Source organism: Aliidiomarina shirensis (genome assembly GCF_003987345.1).
GTDB lineage: Bacteria > Pseudomonadota > Gammaproteobacteria > Enterobacterales > Alteromonadaceae > Aliidiomarina > Aliidiomarina shirensis.
In genome coordinates this window covers 597,093-613,641 of the sequence record NZ_PIPP01000001.1, presented here as the reverse complement: position 1 = coordinate 613,641, position 16,549 = coordinate 597,093, and the positions used below count along the sequence as shown (strand labels likewise).

General features: G+C 45.2%; 22 protein-coding genes. 15 read left to right on the top strand and 7 right to left on the bottom strand.

From position 1 onward, the window contains the following. The first annotated feature begins 12 nt into the window (after positions 1-12). The 6 genes from CWE13_RS02785 to CWE13_RS02760 all read left to right on the top strand — a co-directional run bounded on the left by CWE13_RS02785 (position 13) and on the right by CWE13_RS02760 (position 3,108). Positions 13-546, top strand: coding sequence for a DinB family protein (locus CWE13_RS02785; RefSeq protein ID WP_126805807.1), 534 nt, complete (start codon positions 13-15; stop codon positions 544-546). A gap of 74 nt (positions 547-620) precedes the next feature. Beyond that, positions 621-860 (top strand): hypothetical protein, encoded by a 240-nt coding sequence (locus CWE13_RS02780; RefSeq protein WP_126805806.1) that lies wholly within the window; start codon positions 621-623, stop codon positions 858-860. Further along, the gene (locus CWE13_RS02775; RefSeq protein WP_126805805.1) at positions 857-1,330 is read left to right on the top strand and encodes a hypothetical protein; all 474 of its coding nucleotides are present in this window, start codon (positions 857-859) and stop codon (positions 1,328-1,330) included. The genes CWE13_RS02780 and CWE13_RS02775 overlap by 4 nt, the downstream gene beginning before the upstream one ends. Positions 1,331-1,348: 18 nt before the next feature. Then, positions 1,349-1,543 (top strand): YqaE/Pmp3 family membrane protein, encoded by a 195-nt coding sequence (locus CWE13_RS02770; protein ID WP_126805804.1) that lies wholly within the window; start codon positions 1,349-1,351, stop codon positions 1,541-1,543. Between the two features lie 69 nt (positions 1,544-1,612). Then, entirely contained in the window at positions 1,613-2,473 is an 861-nt protein-coding gene (locus tag CWE13_RS02765) for a DMT family transporter (protein ID WP_126805803.1), read from the top strand. An 8-nt stretch (positions 2,474-2,481) separates the two neighbouring features. Then, positions 2,482-3,108 carry an alternative oxidase gene (locus CWE13_RS02760; RefSeq protein WP_126805802.1) on the top strand — a complete coding sequence of 209 codons (627 nt, stop codon included), beginning with the start codon at positions 2,482-2,484 and terminating at the stop codon, positions 3,106-3,108. A 90-nt stretch (positions 3,109-3,198) separates the two neighbouring features. On the opposite strand, the gene CWE13_RS02755 is transcribed toward CWE13_RS02760, so the two are convergent. Beyond that, positions 3,199-3,657: a MerR family transcriptional regulator gene (locus tag CWE13_RS02755; protein ID WP_198677878.1), complete on the bottom strand. Its 459-nt coding sequence runs from the start codon at positions 3,655-3,657 to the stop codon at positions 3,199-3,201. A 12-nt stretch (positions 3,658-3,669) separates the two neighbouring features. Between CWE13_RS02755 and CWE13_RS02750 the strand changes: the two genes are divergently transcribed. The 5 genes from CWE13_RS02750 to CWE13_RS02730 all read left to right on the top strand — a co-directional run bounded on the left by CWE13_RS02750 (position 3,670) and on the right by CWE13_RS02730 (position 7,084). Beyond that, positions 3,670-4,422, top strand: a complete 753-nt coding sequence (locus CWE13_RS02750) for a MauE/DoxX family redox-associated membrane protein (RefSeq protein ID WP_126805801.1) — start codon at positions 3,670-3,672, stop codon at positions 4,420-4,422. Between the two features lie 28 nt (positions 4,423-4,450). Further along, positions 4,451-4,954 carry a GNAT family N-acetyltransferase gene (locus CWE13_RS02745; protein WP_126805800.1) on the top strand — a complete coding sequence of 168 codons (504 nt, stop codon included), beginning with the start codon at positions 4,451-4,453 and terminating at the stop codon, positions 4,952-4,954. Between the two features lie 67 nt (positions 4,955-5,021). Continuing rightward, positions 5,022-5,366 carry a YciI family protein gene (locus CWE13_RS02740; protein WP_126805799.1) on the top strand — a complete coding sequence of 115 codons (345 nt, stop codon included), beginning with the start codon at positions 5,022-5,024 and terminating at the stop codon, positions 5,364-5,366. Positions 5,367-5,368: 2 nt separating this feature from the next. After that, positions 5,369-6,616 carry an RNA polymerase sigma factor gene (locus tag CWE13_RS02735; protein WP_126805798.1) on the top strand — a complete coding sequence of 416 codons (1,248 nt, stop codon included), beginning with the start codon at positions 5,369-5,371 and terminating at the stop codon, positions 6,614-6,616. A gap of 81 nt (positions 6,617-6,697) precedes the next feature. Continuing rightward, positions 6,698-7,084, top strand: coding sequence for a nuclear transport factor 2 family protein (locus tag CWE13_RS02730; RefSeq protein WP_126805797.1), 387 nt, complete (start codon positions 6,698-6,700; stop codon positions 7,082-7,084). Positions 7,085-7,161: 77 nt separating this feature from the next. Here CWE13_RS02730 and CWE13_RS02725 read toward each other — a convergent pair whose 3' ends face one another. Beyond that, the gene (locus CWE13_RS02725) at positions 7,162-8,106 is read right to left on the bottom strand and encodes a hypothetical protein (protein WP_126805796.1); all 945 of its coding nucleotides are present in this window, start codon (positions 8,104-8,106) and stop codon (positions 7,162-7,164) included. Further along, complete coding sequence (locus tag CWE13_RS02720; protein ID WP_126805795.1) at positions 8,103-8,456, bottom strand: PadR family transcriptional regulator; 354 nt, start codon at positions 8,454-8,456, stop codon at positions 8,103-8,105. Before CWE13_RS02720 ends, CWE13_RS02725 begins: the two co-directional genes overlap by 4 nt. A gap of 192 nt (positions 8,457-8,648) precedes the next feature. On the opposite strand from CWE13_RS02720, the gene CWE13_RS02715 reads away from it, so the two are divergent. Further along, positions 8,649-9,200 carry a DUF924 family protein gene (locus CWE13_RS02715; RefSeq protein WP_126805794.1) on the top strand — a complete coding sequence of 184 codons (552 nt, stop codon included), beginning with the start codon at positions 8,649-8,651 and terminating at the stop codon, positions 9,198-9,200. Here CWE13_RS02715 and pnuC read toward each other — a convergent pair. Next, a complete protein-coding gene (pnuC, locus tag CWE13_RS02710; RefSeq protein ID WP_126805793.1) occupies positions 9,197-9,937 on the bottom strand; it encodes a nicotinamide riboside transporter PnuC in 741 nt (246 codons plus the stop codon). The genes CWE13_RS02715 and pnuC overlap by 4 nt on opposite strands. Positions 9,938-10,042: 105 nt before the next feature. Between pnuC and CWE13_RS02705 the strand changes: the two genes are divergently transcribed. Further along, positions 10,043-10,489, top strand: a complete 447-nt coding sequence (locus CWE13_RS02705; RefSeq protein ID WP_126805792.1) for an energy transducer TonB — start codon at positions 10,043-10,045, stop codon at positions 10,487-10,489. 7 nt (positions 10,490-10,496) lie between these two features. Here the strand turns inward: CWE13_RS02705 and CWE13_RS02700 are convergent, their stop codons facing one another. Next, positions 10,497-10,727: a helix-turn-helix transcriptional regulator gene (locus tag CWE13_RS02700; RefSeq protein WP_126805791.1), complete on the bottom strand. Its 231-nt coding sequence runs from the start codon at positions 10,725-10,727 to the stop codon at positions 10,497-10,499. Beyond that, positions 10,727-11,212: a hypothetical protein gene (locus tag CWE13_RS02695; protein WP_126805790.1), complete on the bottom strand. Its 486-nt coding sequence runs from the start codon at positions 11,210-11,212 to the stop codon at positions 10,727-10,729. The genes CWE13_RS02700 and CWE13_RS02695 overlap by 1 nt, the downstream gene beginning before the upstream one ends. A 284-nt stretch (positions 11,213-11,496) precedes the next feature. On the opposite strand from CWE13_RS02695, the gene CWE13_RS02690 reads away from it, so the two are divergent. Next, positions 11,497-13,686, top strand: coding sequence for an OsmC domain/YcaO domain-containing protein (locus CWE13_RS02690; RefSeq protein ID WP_126805789.1), 2,190 nt, complete (start codon positions 11,497-11,499; stop codon positions 13,684-13,686). Between the two features lie 47 nt (positions 13,687-13,733). Continuing rightward, positions 13,734-15,545: a DUF805 domain-containing protein gene (locus CWE13_RS02685; protein WP_126805788.1), complete on the top strand. Its 1,812-nt coding sequence runs from the start codon at positions 13,734-13,736 to the stop codon at positions 15,543-15,545. 1 nt (position 15,546) lies between these two features. On the opposite strand, the gene CWE13_RS02680 is transcribed toward CWE13_RS02685, so the two are convergent. After that, complete coding sequence (locus tag CWE13_RS02680; RefSeq protein WP_126805787.1) at positions 15,547-16,527, bottom strand: metallophosphoesterase; 981 nt, start codon at positions 16,525-16,527, stop codon at positions 15,547-15,549. Positions 16,528-16,549 lie beyond the last annotated feature (22 nt).

Here is a 16,549-nt window from a genome sequence, read left to right as displayed (position 1 = left end):
AAGGAAGTGTTGATGCAACTTAACCATCATGTACGTCTGATGGCTGAATATAATCAGTGGATGAACGTGAAACTTTATAAAGCGTGTTCTCAACTTTCTCATGAGCAGCTCACTGAAGATCGAGGCGCGTTTTTTGTTTCAATATTAGGCACGCTCAATCATCTAGCGGTAGCCGATACGATCTGGTTAAAGCGATTTTCGCCAGCGTTGGCTAACTATTCTGAGCTGAGCTCTCTTGCACTTCTATCAATGCCAACCTCGCTAAATACTATTCTCTACCCAGACTTGAAAGAACTCGGCGAATATAGAGAGCGTTTAGATACGTTGTTTCTAGCGTTATCTAAAGTTGTATCTGAATGTGATTTAATGCAAACAATTGCTTATCAAAACTCGCAAGGAACCGAATTCAAAAAAGTGTTTTTTAGTATTTTAATGCACGTATTTAATCATCAAACACATCATCGAGGGCAAATAACGACATTACTCTCCCAAGTTGGTGTTGATGTTGGCGTAACTGATTTAAATGCGATAATCCCCAGCGCTTAAGTTTGCTGAAATGTTCGTGTTTGGCAGTGCTAGGCAAACAATAGGCGTCTTATAATGATGAATTCGAGGCATTAATGAAGAAACTATCGATTCTATTCGTAATATTTGGCGTTGCAGGGTGTAGCAACCAAGCACTGTACGATAATGTGCGGTCACATCAACGCAAAGAATGTTTGAAAGAACCTTCGGCAACGTATTCAGAGTGTATTGAGCGAACTAATAAAGAATACGAGGAATATGAGCGTGAACGCCAAGAGGCCTTGAAGAAAATCATCGTAGATTCGGACTCTATTCCCAGTGGGAGCCAAGCATGAATAGATATTTACTCATACTCTTTGGTTTTTTTATGCCATCGGTTGGTTTGGCTTGCTCGTGCTACTTTGATAATTTACCGTTAGAAGAATCGGTTAACCGTTCGTTCAACGATGCTTCAGCTGTTGTGTTAGCTAAGGTTTTAAGTATTGAAACCTATGGCGGAAAATCGGCTTCGGATGAAGGTTATATTTCGCGAAGCGATATTGAAATTGAGATTACTCAATTTCGTACGCTCCAATCATGGAAGGGCGAACACGGAGAAACGTTTAAAACGCGAATTAATACCGCGTGCTGTATGTGTGGGTATGCATTTAGTTCCGGAGCCTCTTATCTTTTATACCTGTATGGGCCCGATGATGAAGGGTATTATGCCGCTAGCACTTGCTCGCGAACCACGCGAGCTACGAATGCAGATGAAGAGATTGAGGTTTTGAACCGTCTCGTATCCAGCGAAACCGACGATAATTAAGAATTAAGGATCCAAACTATGCGGCTTTTATTAGCTATTTTTCTACCATTTCTTGCGTTTTTCACTATCGGCCGCCCAATATCGGGAATTATTTGCCTCATTTTACAAATCACATTGATTGGTTGGGTTCCTGCGGCTATTTGGGCTGTATATTCATTAAGCCAATACAACACTGATAAGAAAATTGATAGAGCACTCAGTAAAAGGCCTTAGAGGCAGATGCTGGTGCACATACATTGAAGATTCAAGCGCACACTGTGAGTTCCGAATTAAAGGGTTGAAATGTCGAATATACGCATAGTTGTGCTGACATCCTTGGCCATGATTGCATTCGCAGGCAACTCGCTCCTAAATCGTATCGCGCTATATGACACCAGTATTGATGCTGCTAGTTTTACCAGCATTCGGCTGATATCTGGCGCATTGATACTTTGGCTTTTAGTGCAAGCTGTGCATCGTTCTCGCTTTTCCGGCGGTATACCAGCCCGCATTGGTGCCGGTAACTGGTTTTCTGCTATTGCCTTAGTCATTTACGCGGCCGGCTTTTCGTACGCTTACTTAAGCCTTTCGGCTGCGATGGGAGCGCTTGTGCTCTTTGGCGCTGTTCAGGCAACAATGATTAGCCATGGCTTATGGCGTGGTGAAAGGCTAAAACTGCTGCAAGCTTTGGGGCTTTTATTCGCCCTTGCGGGGCTTGTTGGTTTATTTTTGCCAGGCATTTCAAAACCACCACTCATTGGCACATTACTGATGGTTCTTGCGGGTATTGCTTGGGGCGTTTATTCGCTGCGAGGAAGAGGAGCGGGAGATGCCACTCAAGTAACGGCAGGAAACTTTTTACGTGCCGTTCCTATTGCCGTGCTATTGAATATACTGATGTATCAACATATTTCTCTGGATACTGCTGGATTTTGGTACGCCGTGGCTTCCGGAGCGCTTGCTTCAGGGCTTGGCTATGCAATTTGGTACACTGCTTTACCCGCTTTAAAAGCAACTACTGCGGCCACTGTTCAATTGAGTGTGCCGGTTATTGCGGCAATAGGTGGTATTGTTCTATTGGGTGAGCCGCTAACGTTCCGTTTAGTGTTAGCTTCCATTGCTATACTGGGTGGTATAGCTCTGGTAATTTTAAACACCGAATAGGAATTCAGATGAAAGAAGAAAGTGAAATACGTGCCAAGCATCATACACCGCAAGGTATCTCCGATCGCATCGCCTATTCGATAGTGAGGTTTCTCCGCTTTTTTGCCGATCTATTCTTTTCTGGGCGCTATGGAAACCGTGCGGTAGTACTGGAAACGGTGGCAGCCGTGCCGGGTATGGTGGGCGGCGCGATTCAGCATTTACATTCACTGCGCCGAATGAAAAACGATGATGGTTGGATACACACTCTACTTGATGAAGCGGAAAATGAGCGTATGCATTTGTTAACGTTTATCGAAGTGGCGAAACCAAGCGGGTTCGAGCGTGCTCTGATTATTATCGCTCAAGGCATTTTCTATAATGTATTTTTTATCTTGTATCTATGCTCAAGCAAAACCGCACATCGCATTGTTGGCTACTTGGAAGAGGAAGCGGTGTATAGCTACACCGAGTACCTTGAAGGTGTAGATAACGGTAAATACGAAAATGTTCCAGCGCCGCAGATTGCCATTGATTATTGGGAGCTGCCGGAAGATGCTCGTTTGCGCGATGTTATTATTGCGGTGCGGGCTGACGAGGCCAAACACCGCGATGTAAACCACGGCTTCGCCGACGAGTTAAAAGCAAGAAAATAGAATGGAAGCAGTTAAACAATGCCTAGAATTCACTGTATAAAAAATAAAGTGTTTTTTAAAAGGCGAAAGCTTCATAGCAGAGCATAAGCCTTAATTCTTAGGATTATCTTCTACAAACGAAGCAATGATTGGGCAGGGTTTGTGGCGGTTATGTTGGCATTCATGTGCGAGTTTTTGCAACGCAGCTTGTGCCGTTTTTAAGTCGTTTATCTGCTCTTCTAATGCAGATAAACGCTGTAAAGCCAGATTTCGTGCTTTTGCGTGATCTTCCGAAGCATCCATTTCTAGCAACTGCTTAATCTCTTTCAACGTGAATCCGGCTAATTGCGCGTTTTTAATAAATGCAATCCGTGTTACATGTATATCTTCGTAGTATCTTATTTTTCCAATCGGCTCAGGAATTGGTAGTAGTTGTTCTCGTTGATAAAAGCGTAACGTTTCTACGCCGACACCAGCAGTTTTTGCCAATTTGCCTATAGTAAACATATATACCTCTTGATTCCGTACCATGGTACGTAGTATAAGCTCCTTAATAACATTTGCAACCAAAGGAGAACACCGATGAGTAAAAATACCAAGAAAGCGGTTCTGTATCGCATGATGACACCGGATCATCAGTGTCCGTATGGCCTAAAAACATTAGATATGTTGAAGCGAGAAGGTTTTGAAGTTGACGATAATCACCTTGCTTCGCGAGAGGAAACCGATGCGTTTAAAGCCAAACATAATGTAACAACTACACCACAAGTATTTATTGGCGGTGAGCGTATTGGTGGATATGAAGATGTTCGTAAACATTTGGATAAACCCGTAGTTGACCCTGATAAACCAAGTTATCGTCCGGTAATAGCGCTATTTTCAATGACAGCACTCTCGGCGCTCGCATTAAATATGGGCATGAATGGCTCTTGGATATCAGTGCAAGCGGTAGAATGGTTTATTGCTTTATCAATGGTGGTTTTAGCGTTATTAAAACTGCAGGATGTGGAAAGTTTCTCAACCATGTTCTTAAATTATGATCTTTTGGCTAAGCGCTGGGTGCCGTATGGGCGGGTGTATCCGTTTGCTGAAGGGTTAGCCGGTATTCTTATGGTGGGCGGTTTATTCAATTGGCTATCTATTCCGCTGGCGCTATTCATCGGTACTGTGGGTGCGCTCTCGGTGTTTAAAGCGGTTTATATTGATAAGCGCGAGCTGAAATGCGCCTGCGTTGGCGGTAACAACAATGTTCCTCTTGGGTTCATTTCGTTAACTGAGAACCTGATGATGGTAGGTATGGCCGTGTGGATGTGGTACGCCCATGGTTGGTTTTAACTCGATACACGATTACGAGTAAACGCGCGTGCATTTAATTATCCCGAACGCTAAGTACGAAGCAAGTTATCGAGAATATATCGAGGAACTTGGTGTTGAAGAACGATATCCGTTTCCGCTGGATTTCGATCATAGTAATTTTTCGATATTGCTCACCAAGCTGGATAATTTTCGAATGGGCGTTGATTTACCTGCGGGCTTCGTACCGTCCACTACCTATTGGCTAGTTGATGGTGGTGAAATTGTTGGGGTTTCCAACCTTCGGCATTTCCTGAATGATCGTATTCGTTATGCCGGAGGCCATATTGGCCTTGGCATAAAACCTTCGAAGCGAGGTAAGGGCCTCGGCAACTTGCTGTTGAAGCTAACCATTGCTAAAGCCGTTGAGCTCGGTATTCATCCTATTCACATTCATTGCCATAAAGAGAATATCGCCTCAGCGCGTATGATCATGAGCAATGGCGGTAAACTTGAATCAGAAATTGAAGAGGCTGGAGAGGTTGTTCAACGATATTTGGTGAATACAGTTTAACGGTAGATGTCGAATACTCCTGTTTGTGTTCGATTAGCTGTGTTTAGGGCAAAAGGATGGAAATCTGATGAAATACTTATGTTTAGTTTATGCCAATGAAAATAATCTACACTCGCTGCCAGAAAGTCCACACGATAGTGAATGCCATGCATATGCTAGCCAGGCCGCTGACACGGGAGTACTACTCGCGGGGCAAGCGTTACAACCAGTTGAAACGGCAACCACGGTTAGAGTGCGCGGCGATCAAGTAACGGTTACCGATGGCCCCTTTGCGGAAACAAAGGAGCAGTTAGCAGGTTTTTATATGATTGATGCGCGTGATTTAAATGAAGCGATAGCATTTGCCGAGAAAATTCCACCTGCGCGAGTTGGCTCCATTGAAGTAAGGCCAGTTCGGGAACTGGATGTTTAGCGATGCCTTTACCGCCGGTATCAGGTGTAACTGCTTTCATCGAAAAATTGTATAGGGAACAATCGAGGCGAATTCTTGCAACTTTAATTCGCCTTCTAGGTAGCTTCGAACTGGCCGAAGAAGCTTTGCACGATGCATTTTCTGTAGCGATAAAGCAATGGCCAACGCAGGGAATTCCAGAGAATCCTCGCGCTTGGCTTATTTCAACAGGGCGGTTTAAGGCGATCGATAAATTGCGCCGGCAGGAGCGCTTTAAACAATTGGCTCAGGAACATGCTGAGATTTCTGAGCATGCCATCGTTGATGGCAATGAGAACCTTGACTATATCGAAGATGATAGCTTACGCCTGATTTTTACGTGTTGTCATCCAGCGCTATCAACGGAAGCGCGTGTTGCCCTAACGTTACGTGAAGTTTGCGGTTTAACTACGGAAGAAGTAGCCAGCGCATTTCTTACGAAACCAACAACGTTAGCGCAACGCATTGTGCGTGCGAAACGCAAGATCAAGAACGCTAATATCCCTTACGAGATTCCTCAAAGTGAAGATATACCGAAGCGGCTGAATACGGTGCTTCAAGTTATCTACTTAGTATTCAACGAAGGCTATTCGGCATCCGCAGGCGAGCAATTGCAACGCAGTGAGCTCACGAACGAAGCTATTCGCTTGGCGCGCTTGCTATGTTCATTAATGGATGAACCGGAGGTGCACGGTTTGTTGGCACTGATGTTATTTCAGGCTTCGAGGCAGCAAGCAAGGATAGGCGCAGGAGGTGAGCTTTTGCGCCTGCACGAACAAGATCGAAGCTTATGGAACCAAGCTATGATCACAGAAGCTGATGTCTTGGTGAAGGCCGCATTGAGCGCGAAACATATAGGTGTTTATAGTTTACAGGCTGCGATTGCAGGTGTTCACGCTACCGCAACGACCTCGGCTGAAACTGATTGGCGAGAGATTTTGGGGTTATACAATTTGTTACTTCAAATAAATAATTCACCGGTTGTAACATTGAATAGAGCAGTAGCTGTTGGGCATGTTTTCGGGCCGGAAGCGGCCTTAAATGAGATTGAGCAACTGATAGTTAAGGAGCATTTAAAAGACTATTATTTACTCCATTCTACTCACGCTTATTTTCTACAGGAGCTTGGGGATACAAAATCTGCGGCAGCATCTTATCAGCGCGCGCTTTCCTTTACTGAGCAGCAACACGAACGAGATTTTCTGGAGCGGTGTATTCGAGAGCTCAATTAATGGGTCCCTAATTTTCTTTTGTTGTCGATTCGTTTCTTTGGAATTCGATTACTCAGGAACCTCAATAAAAGGAGCAAACCTATGAGTAATTTAAAAACATTTTTAGCACGGTTTAATCAAGCGTGGGCTGAGCATGACATTAAAACGATTATTGCAGGCGTTACCGACGATATACGGTTTCAAATGGCAACGGATGATACGGGAATTAAGGGTAAAGAAGCATTTGAGAAATGGCTCACCGAAATGATGAACCCGGATTATAAAGTGACGATGAATACCGAGCGATTATTTATCAGCGGTAATGATGCGGCTTTAAGTGGGTCTATGGAGATGGTAGATCCAACGGGCGCGGAACATAAATTCGCATTCTGTGATCTCTACACGCTACGCGATGGCAAAGTTTCTGAGTTACGCGCGTATGTTATGGATTATAAAGCAGATAAAAGCTGCCCCGCGAGTTCAGAGTGAGTGGCGTTATATTGTTTTAACATACTGAAATAAAACAGCCGCATTTTAAATGCGGCTGTTTTTTTGTTGCCCTTGATTCACGATATGCGCACGAGCCTGCGGATATCTCGTATCACTTCGTAAGCGGCGATTAACGCTATTACGAGTACGAAAATTTGAATGCTAAGCTCCAGATATGAAACATTTATGGATGCATGCAACGCTTCTGTATTAATACGCAGAATTGGGGTATTCACGATAAGCCACAGCGATACTAAGAAAAATGCACTGCTTACGCCAATATTTAAGAGGAGCATATTTCGATTCCACAAGCGTGTACGTAGCTGCCATAAACTGTGTACGATAGCGATTCCAATTACTGGCGTGAACCAAAGCAGAACATTGTGGGCTTCCGCGGTGAAAATGCTGGTGGCGCCGCTTTCCGGTTGCCAGATTGGGTACCAAATTAGCATCACCAAGAACAACATAGTGGCAAGATCACCAAAGATGTCCTGCAAACTAATATGCTGCCAATCTTTACCTGCGGCAGGTAGCTTTTCCGGGCTCCACTTGCAGGTTCCAGGCGATTCAGTAGGATCCGTTTTCTGCTTGCGAGAGATGACAGCAAAACCGATAGTGATCGCGGCAAAAGCAAAATAAGCATCATTAAGGAAACTGCTAGCCAACCCTTTTAAAAACCAAAAAAGGTTCATTTCAGCACCACCGAGCCAACGGCTGGTTATAGCGATTACTGAAATAACGAGGAGTACGCCTAGTACCATGTAAAGCGTGTGCAGGTACAAAGGCATAAGAGCCGCAGAAATAAGCGGGGTAGGTGGACAAAACTGCAATGCCACCGAGCGTGGGTGCCCCATAGCTTTGAGTAATCCTGCTATTTCAGCTTCCGAAATAGAACCTTGCTGATCTTCAATGGCTTCGATTTTATCGAGAATATTGGCGTTCAATTCGCGGCCGATATCCTCACGTTTTTTCTCTGGCAATTCCCGCTGCACAGCAGCGATATAACGTTCAACCATATTCATTCTTGTTGCTCCTCATCGGTTTTACGCAACAGTAGGGGGCCTATCGCGCTGTTGAGCGAGGTCCACTCCTGAGTGAGTTGTTCTAGCAGATCGGTGCCAAGCGCTGATAACTGATAATAACGCCGTTCGCGCCCTTCACCTTGTTTCCATTCGCTATCGAGTAGCCCTTGCTCGGCTAATCTTCGAATTAACGGATACAGCGTACCTTCATCAATATCTACCCCTGCATCTTGCAGTTGCTTGCGCAACGAGTAGCCATAATGCGGTTGGCGAAGTGAAGCGAGCACTGCTAATACTAGTACGCCGCGGCGTAGTTCTAGCTTGAGTTTATCGAGTGGTGCAGTAGCCATAGTGGTTCCTCTTTGTACTGTGCGCTACATACTGTTTGTTGCACAGTAATATTATACTAGGCGGCGCATAGTATAAATGCAAGTAGCAAAACAAAATAAATCATGCTTTGATTAAAGCTCGTGGTTATGGGAATGAGATTTTAAATGCAGCAACCGTTATTCACGGGGCTTGCATCAGAATACGGAGGCAATATGGCAGCACTCATCAATGAAGATACTGTGCTCAGCTTTTGGTTTAATGAGCTCTCGCAAGAGCAATGGTTTAAGAAAGATGCCGCGCTTGATGCCGAGATCACCGCTCGCTTTGGTGATACCTTGCAGGAGGGAGAGCGCTGTGAGTTATATCGCTGGCGGCGGACACCGGAAGGGCGGTTGGCTGAAATTATCGTACTCGATCAATTTTCGCGGAATATCTATCGTGATAAGCCACAGGCTTTTGCGAACGATCCGTTGGCTTTAGCTTTGGCGCAAGAAGCCGTTGCGCAATGTTTAGATAATCAGCTTACTCCTGTGCAACGGGCGTTTTTATACATGCCGTATATGCACAGTGAATCGTTGGCAATTCATAATATTGCGATGCAGCTTTTCGACCAGCCAGGGCTGGAAAATAACCTCGATTTTGAAGTGAAACATCGTGATATTATTGCGCGTTTTGGCCGTTACCCACACCGCAATGAGTTGCTAGGCCGTACTTCTTCGGCAGAAGAAGTGGCGTTTTTACAACAGCCTGGTTCTTCTTTTTAGCTGGCCGGTTGGCGAATTGAACGTCGCCAACCGTACCACCCTACAAATGCGTTTACTTGATACACCATGGTTTGAATAGCGAATATGTAGTTGTTGTTGGCTAAATTCACGCTTAACCATACAAAGTTTACAATGATCCAAATACTCCAGCTGAATGAGTAGCGCAATATCATGGTGGTTTGCGCGGTTACACCGAGCACAAATGCCGTTACATTGATGGCATACCAGCTAATATCAATACCGAATGCACTCATTGCTGTATCGCTGCTCGATTCGATAAAGCTGTACTGTTGCAACTGTTCATTGAGCCATGGGAATACCGCAAGGCCAAGGGCAATAAATATCGCTGTAATGACCCAAACACTAACAGTGGCTTGGCGCGGCAGCATATTGCCATCACCGTCTTGGTTTTTGCGCCAATAAAAGAGCCCATAAACATGCGTAGCTAAATAAAAAATAGGCGCGAGCATAAGGCCCGTTGCACCGCTTCGCCCTTGCGCTAGCACTTCACCAATATTGGCGGTGATGCCTAAGCCGTTTCCGGTTAAATTACGGCGAAAAGCCAGCGAAACTACACAAATAAGGCCGATCAGCGCTACAGCGAGCATGAATATCTCTAGCCCACCGCGCTCGGTGGTGAACCAAAAGCCGGCAAACAAAGCGAGCGCACCGCAAACAAACCAAACTACAGCCCATTGCCGTTGCCATTCGTGGGTAATTTTATCGAGTATATTCATTCATTTCCTTAAAGGCCTTTGACATAGGCTCCGGCGACATTTACTTTAACCACTGCATAAGTTTAGTTTTAAATAAAAATAATGATTAAACAAGGAAAGTAGAGCATGAAAAAATTCGGATTAGTTGGAGTATTGGCGCTCGCGGCGTTTACCTTTAACGCCAACGCAAACGTTTCTGGCTATGGGCATGTGCATTTATCGCATTTGGAGCCAGCGCAAGACGCTTCTGTATGGTTACGTGCTTCGCAAGTTGTGCCTATGTATCCGCGGGAGTTAGCACAAGAAGGTATTGTTGGTTGTGGCGTTTTTAAGGTGGTCGTGAATGAAAACGGCGAAACCGATAGTATTGATTTAGTACGTTCGGTACCGGAGCGGGGCATTGAAAGGCCAGTAGCCAATATCATTCGCAAATGGGAATGGCAGAATGTATCGGGCGAAGCCAACGTGGCGGAAGAGAAACTAATACGCCTCGATTTTTGTATGGGCCGAGGCACTCCGGAAGAAGTTGAGCAAAGCTGTATCGCGCAATCGCAATATGCGTGCACCTCGTAACGTTTAACTAGCTTTTCGGAAAACCTTTAGCGGTTTCCTGTGCGAGTGAGAAAATTGATTCCACAGGAACCGCAAAATAACCTGCTATTTTTAACGCAACCACTATTGAGGGCGTAAATCGCCGCGTTTCAATAGTGCTTATGGTTTTACGAGAAACACCAATAGCATCCGCAAGCTGCTGCTGCGATAACCCTCGGAGCTTACGCTCAATAGCAACGCGATTATAAACCTCTTCCACTATTCATCCTGCTCTTCATCGTTAACCAAGCGCATTACGGTAATGGCCCAAATTAAGGTGCCGGATATAGCAAATAAGCCGCCAATTTGGCCTACAGAAACGCTTACTGTACTTAAAGTACTCAGTAATACATCAGCCAATAAAAACACGAACAAGGCGAGTAGCATCAAACCCCAAGCAACGGCGCGGTATGCTTGATGAATAACATGCCGGCAAAACTCATCGGTGAACGTAGGTAGGCGATTGGGGTTTTCACTCGAAAGAATGCCGCTGCTAAAAAATATGATAGGCGCTACGGTTATTGAAACAAAAACACCGACGAAGCTAACGAAAATGAAAAACGAGGGTAATTCAAACCAATTCGATACGAAGGTGATAAATACGCCGAAAGCGGCTACAAAAATACTGAGCGCTAGGCGTGTTAGTGCTTTTACTTGCCGATCGGGTGTCCATGCGTGGTAAGGGTTATTCGCTTGATCCTTCATCGAGAGCTCTCTTGTGGGTGAATGATTTATATTAATGTAAAAAATGATACCTATAGGTATCAATATATAACCTGGAGGTATCATTTTCAACCGCTAAAATGAATGATTTGCACGAAGATTAACTAGCAGACAAGACAAAAGCCCACAAAAAAGCGATAATGCACGCCTCATTTCTTGGTAGTAAGTTCCTGCTCGTACTTTTGTTTCGGTTTAGCGTTTATAAATAGTGCTTGCGAAAAACATAGTTAAAGCTCACTTGTCTTATTCAACACTCGGTACTCCTCATGCAAATTAACGTTAACTTTCTGGAAAATCTTCGATTAGAAGCGAAATTCGATGATTTTACGGTAATCGCCGATCAGCCTATTCGCTATAAAGGCGATGGTTCTGCGCCTAGCCCATTTGATTATTTCTTGGCTTCCTCGGCATTATGCGCAGCTTATTTTGTACGGGTGTATTGTCTATCGCGGAATATTTCTACCGATAATATTCGTATTTCACAGAACAATATTGTGGATCCGGAAAACCGTTACAACCAAATCTTTAAGATTCAAGTTGAGCTTCCTGAAGGTATTTCTCAGAAAGATCGCGAAGGTATTTTGCGTTCTATTGATCGTTGTACGGTAAAAAAGGTGGTGCAAACGGGGCCAGAATTTCAAATTGAATCCGTTGAAAACCTTGATGAAGATGCGCAAGCGCTGTTGATGGTAAAACCTGAAGCCGAATCAGCTACCTTTATCGCCGGTAAAGATCTGCCACTAGAACAAACCATTGCCAATATGTCGGCGATTTTGGCTGATTTAGGCATGAAGATTGAAATTGCCTCGTGGCGTAATATTGTTCCACATGTTTGGAGCTTGCACATTCGCGATGCAGCTTCACCTATGTGCTTTACCAACGGCAAGGGCGCTACCAAAGAAAGCGCGCTGTGTTCGGCGTTAGGGGAATTTATTGAGCGCTTAAGCTGTAATTTCTTTTACAACGATCAGTTTTTCGGCGAAGAGATAGCAAACAGCGAGTTTGTGCATTACCCGAACGAAAAATGGTTCCAGCCCGGACCGAACAATGAACTGCCGCGTGAGATTTTAGATGCCCATTGTTTAGCTATTTATAATCCAGATGGTGAACTGCAGGGGAGCCACCTGATTGATACCAATTCTGGTCGTGCCGATCGCGGGGTGTGTTCATTGCCGTTTGTGCGCCAATCCGATGGTAAAGAAGTGTATTTCCCTTCTAACCTGATTGAGAACTTGTTCTTGAGCAATGGCATGAGTGCGGGCAACACGCTGGTTGAAGCGCAAGTGCAATGTTTATCAGAGATCTTCGAGCGGGCGGTTAAAAAGCAAATCATTGAAGAAGAAATCACCTTGCCAGATGTTCCTGCTGAAGTATTAGCGAACTATCCGAATGTGCTGGAAGGTATTAAAGCGTTAGAAGCTCAGGGTTTCCCTGTATTGGTGAAAGATGCCTCTTTAGGTGGCCAGTTCCCGGTGGCCTGCGTTACCTTAATGAACCCGCGTACCGGAGGTGTATTTGCCTCCTTTGGTGCTCATCCGAGCTTTGAAATTGCGCTGGAGCGCAGCCTTACTGAACTGCTGCAAGGCCGAAGCTTTGAGGGTTTAAACAATTTACCACTGCCGACGTTCAACTCTATGGCAGTTTCAGAACCGAATAATTTTGTTGAGCACTTTATTGATTCTAGCGGTGTCGTTTCCTGGCGTTTCTTTAGTGCCAGTGCGGATTACGAATTTGTACCATGGGATTTCTCAGGTACAAATGCAGCAGAAGCAAAAACCCTGTTTGCGATTTTGCATGAAATGGGGCTAGAGGCATATATGGCGGTACATGAAGATTTAGGTGCGCCGGTATGCCGAATTTTGGTGCCGGGCTATTCAGAAGTGTATCCAGTAGAAGATCTTATTTGGGATAACACCAATGTGGCACTGGAATACCGTGAGGATATTCTAAATCTTCATCGTTTAAGTGACGAACAACTGGCTGATTTAGTTGCACGATTAGAAGAAAGCCAACTGGATAACTACACTGATATCATTACCTTTATTGGGGTGGAGTTCGATGAGAACACGGTATGGGGCCAGCTTACTATTCTTGAGCTTAAACTGTTGGTTTACTTAGCCTTGGGTGAGCACGAAGAAGCGCTCGATTTGGTTGAGCAATTTTTGCAGTACAACGATAACACGGTAGCGCGGGTGTTGTTTTACCGCGCCATGCAGGCGGTACTGGAAATCACGTTGGCGGATGATCTTGAACTTAATGACTATACGCACAATCTGAGCCGTATGTATGGTGAAGAAACCATGCAAGCGGTTATAGGTTCGGTGCAGGGCAGTGTGCGTTTCCATGGCTTAACGCCAACGAATATGCAGCTTGAAGGCCTAGAGAAGCACCAACGTTTAATTGAAAGTTATAAGAAACTGCACGCAGCGCGCGCTTTAGCTGCGAAAAATAAATAGCAATGAAACCTTAACCGGAAACGATTAGAAATAACCAAGAGGTGTTATTGAATAACTCAACAAGCAATGCAATAGCAATACTCGTAGCTGTTTTGGTACTTTTGGGCGGTAAATTTTTGCCGCTCGAAAGTGTGAATGAGCTTGCGTTTATCGCCTTACTGATTGCATTGAGCTTGCTTGCTTACCAATATCTGGATGCGGTACGAATGCTGCGCCGCCAAGCCTTTTTGAGCCATGTGTATAAACCCGAAGGCAGAATTCGCCGGTTGTTTTGGGATAGCTTATGGTTGCGCATTATATACACCTTCGTGTCGGTAGTTTCTGCACTCATAGCTCTGATGCTCATCGCTCAACTACAAGCACTTGAATGGCTGATTCTGTTTATTGGTATCGGCTCGTTTGTGTTGATTGCTCTACTAGTTTACCGCCTTCTTAGTAACGAAACCCAACCTCAGTATCATGTAGCGATTGTATTGCGCGTAAGTGCGTGGATTAATTTGATCGTGCTTGCGGTGGCCCTCGCGATAGTTCAGATATTTTGGTTAGAAGTGCCCGATACCCGTTATTTAACGGTATTTGAAGTTGCCGAGCAGAGCTGGCAAGTGGAAGCCACAATTCCAATCGTGGGTTGGTTGCTCGGTACCGCAGCGGTGCTGCAAGATGTGAGTTGGCATTTGTTGCAACAAGCGAGCCGAGTGGAAGCGAGCATGGGCCTAAAAGCTAGTGCTTGGTTTTTGATTTTAAGTGTAAATGCTTTGAAGCTCGCGAGTTTACAGGTGGTGCTACTGGGTATACCGAGCATTGCGCAGCAAATGCAACAGAACGGTTGGCGAGTGGCCAGTAAACGAGTATTTAGAAAAAGCTATGTGTTAACACTTATTGTATTGTTAATTGTCTATGTTGGTTTAAATCACGTACCTTGGCAGCAGTTAAAAAGTACCGCTACATCGCCACCTGTTGAAGTGGTGCATGATCCGTGCGCAGAAGTGTTTATTGCCCGCGAACAGCAGCAGCTAGAGCAACAAGTACAGCGCGAATTGAGCGCGCAACAGCTTAACTCAAGCCGGCGTATGCAAGCGCACATAACGATTGCTGTAACCCGTGCATTTCAGCAAGCTGAAAGTGGTGTTGATGCGTTTTTAGATTGGAACTTTAGTATTCAAGGGCAGTATCAACAGCTTGGTTATTTACTTAGCGCCTCGGTAACATCAGCAAAGTTTAATGATTATCTTAGTAATAAAATGAACGAATACATTGGTGCCGAGCTTACGCCTGCACTCATGGAAGCAAATACGGCATTAAACGAAACCTTCGCTGCGGAAATGCGGCGCGCAGGCGCTGCTCAAAGTGCGTTTTTGGAAGAATTGTTAGCAAATAGCCAGTGTTTTGAACAACCTGAGCTCACCTTCACCGTGGGCGAGTACATGGATAAATCGCTAGTCGGCTTAGGGATAGCGGGTGGTGCAGTGGCATTGCGTTTTGCTACCGCCGCGGGTACACGTGCTGCCGGCCGTGCAGGCATTCGTAGAGCGATAGCCGCGATATTCACCCGTTCTGCTACCCGAGCGGGAGCGGTAGGCTCTGGCAGTGCAGGCGCTTTCTGTGGGCCTGCCTTTTGGCTTTGTACACCGGCGATCATTGCTGGAAGTTGGTTTGCAATTGATTATGGGTTAAATAAAGCAGATGAAGCCATTAACCGCGAACGAATGCGAGCAGAAATGCTTCTCTCGTTACAAAGTGATCAAGCCCAAGCAATAGCTGAACTGCAAGAATTTTATCAATTAGCGTTAAACGATTTTTACGCAGAGCTCGAAGAAGCCCAGCAGCGGCAATTTAATATTCGCCGAGATGGGCTCTAAGTTACTCCGCACCGGCCGCTACGAAATTAGCGTTATCCAAAATACGCTCGCCACTCCAGCGATACGCCACTAACGGCCCGTTGCGGCCGGCTGAGTAATCAACACAGGCGGTTTTTGGTGTTAGGGCGCCCGGCGTACCGGCTAACCAATAGTGGCCAAAAAATACTGGGCATTCGCCTTGATAGGCCAAACGTTTTAAAAGATTATTATCCGCAGTTACCTTGCCAAGGGCATTAATCGCCAGTTGATTTTGCCCTGGTACAGGAATATGAGCGATATCCGCGAGCGTTTCTGCTTCACTTCGCCACCATGATATACGCACTTCCCACCGTTCTTTGCCTTTATGATCAACAAAGCTAACGCCTTCAGGTAGTGTTTCCTCTACGCCCTTTAATAGATTTTCAACCGCATGGAAAGGTGCGCTCCCTTCTTCGAAAATGGCTTCCCACGCATCGGCGCGTAGTGAGTTATCTGGGTTCAAATAAGGTTGAATAACCGTGAACGAAGGTTCGTGCCAACACGCGTGAATAACACGAAATTCATCTAGATCGAGGAATAATGGCAAGGTTTTGAACCACTCCAGCCATGGTCTGCGTTCTTCGAAAGTAGGTAAATCATCGAGAAAAGCTTGATGATGTGCTTGGTTAGTTGCGGAATGTGCGCGCAAATATTTGCCAGTAACTGAATGTTGTGTGGCCCAGCCTACCGCATTGAGCTCGTGGTTCCCCATGGTAATCAGAGCATGGCCGTGATCAACCATTGCTTTCACAGTGTTTAAAACCGCTACCGTTTGGTGGCCGTTATCAATTAAATCACCTACGAAGATAGCTTTACGGGTAGGGTGCTGGTATGCACCGTTTCGCTCTTCATAGCCGAGCTTTGCTAATAGAGCGAATAGCTTATCGGCCTTACCGTGCACATCGCCGATAATATCGAAGCCTTGTGTTAACTGTGTTTGAGAAACATTGTGTTTAGAATCCATGCCGATGTTATTCTCCGTGGTG

Coding starts and splice junctions, on each gene's coding strand:
- CWE13_RS02715 (WP_126805794.1), top strand. CDS start 8,649: ATGGCAGCACTCATCAATGAAGATACTGTGCTCAGCTTTTGGTTTAAT.
- CWE13_RS02690 (WP_126805789.1), top strand. CDS start 11,497: ATGCAAATTAACGTTAACTTTCTGGAAAATCTTCGATTAGAAGCGAAA.
- CWE13_RS02785 (WP_126805807.1), top strand. CDS start 13: ATGCAACTTAACCATCATGTACGTCTGATGGCTGAATATAATCAGTGG.
- CWE13_RS02740 (WP_126805799.1), top strand. CDS start 5,022: ATGAAATACTTATGTTTAGTTTATGCCAATGAAAATAATCTACACTCG.
- CWE13_RS02780 (WP_126805806.1), top strand. CDS start 621: ATGAAGAAACTATCGATTCTATTCGTAATATTTGGCGTTGCAGGGTGT.
- CWE13_RS02760 (WP_126805802.1), top strand. CDS start 2,482: ATGAAAGAAGAAAGTGAAATACGTGCCAAGCATCATACACCGCAAGGT.
- CWE13_RS02750 (WP_126805801.1), top strand. CDS start 3,670: ATGAGTAAAAATACCAAGAAAGCGGTTCTGTATCGCATGATGACACCG.
- CWE13_RS02775 (WP_126805805.1), top strand. CDS start 857: ATGAATAGATATTTACTCATACTCTTTGGTTTTTTTATGCCATCGGTT.
- CWE13_RS02770 (WP_126805804.1), top strand. CDS start 1,349: ATGCGGCTTTTATTAGCTATTTTTCTACCATTTCTTGCGTTTTTCACT.
- pnuC (WP_126805793.1), bottom strand. CDS start 9,937: ATGAATATACTCGATAAAATTACCCACGAATGGCAACGGCAATGGGCT.
- CWE13_RS02725 (WP_126805796.1), bottom strand. CDS start 8,106: ATGAATATGGTTGAACGTTATATCGCTGCTGTGCAGCGGGAATTGCCA.
- CWE13_RS02720 (WP_126805795.1), bottom strand. CDS start 8,456: ATGGCTACTGCACCACTCGATAAACTCAAGCTAGAACTACGCCGCGGC.
- CWE13_RS02695 (WP_126805790.1), bottom strand. CDS start 11,212: ATGAAGGATCAAGCGAATAACCCTTACCACGCATGGACACCCGATCGG.
- CWE13_RS02735 (WP_126805798.1), top strand. CDS start 5,369: ATGCCTTTACCGCCGGTATCAGGTGTAACTGCTTTCATCGAAAAATTG.
- CWE13_RS02765 (WP_126805803.1), top strand. CDS start 1,613: ATGTCGAATATACGCATAGTTGTGCTGACATCCTTGGCCATGATTGCA.
- CWE13_RS02730 (WP_126805797.1), top strand. CDS start 6,698: ATGAGTAATTTAAAAACATTTTTAGCACGGTTTAATCAAGCGTGGGCT.
- CWE13_RS02705 (WP_126805792.1), top strand. CDS start 10,043: ATGAAAAAATTCGGATTAGTTGGAGTATTGGCGCTCGCGGCGTTTACC.
- CWE13_RS02680 (WP_126805787.1), bottom strand. CDS start 16,527: ATGGATTCTAAACACAATGTTTCTCAAACACAGTTAACACAAGGCTTC.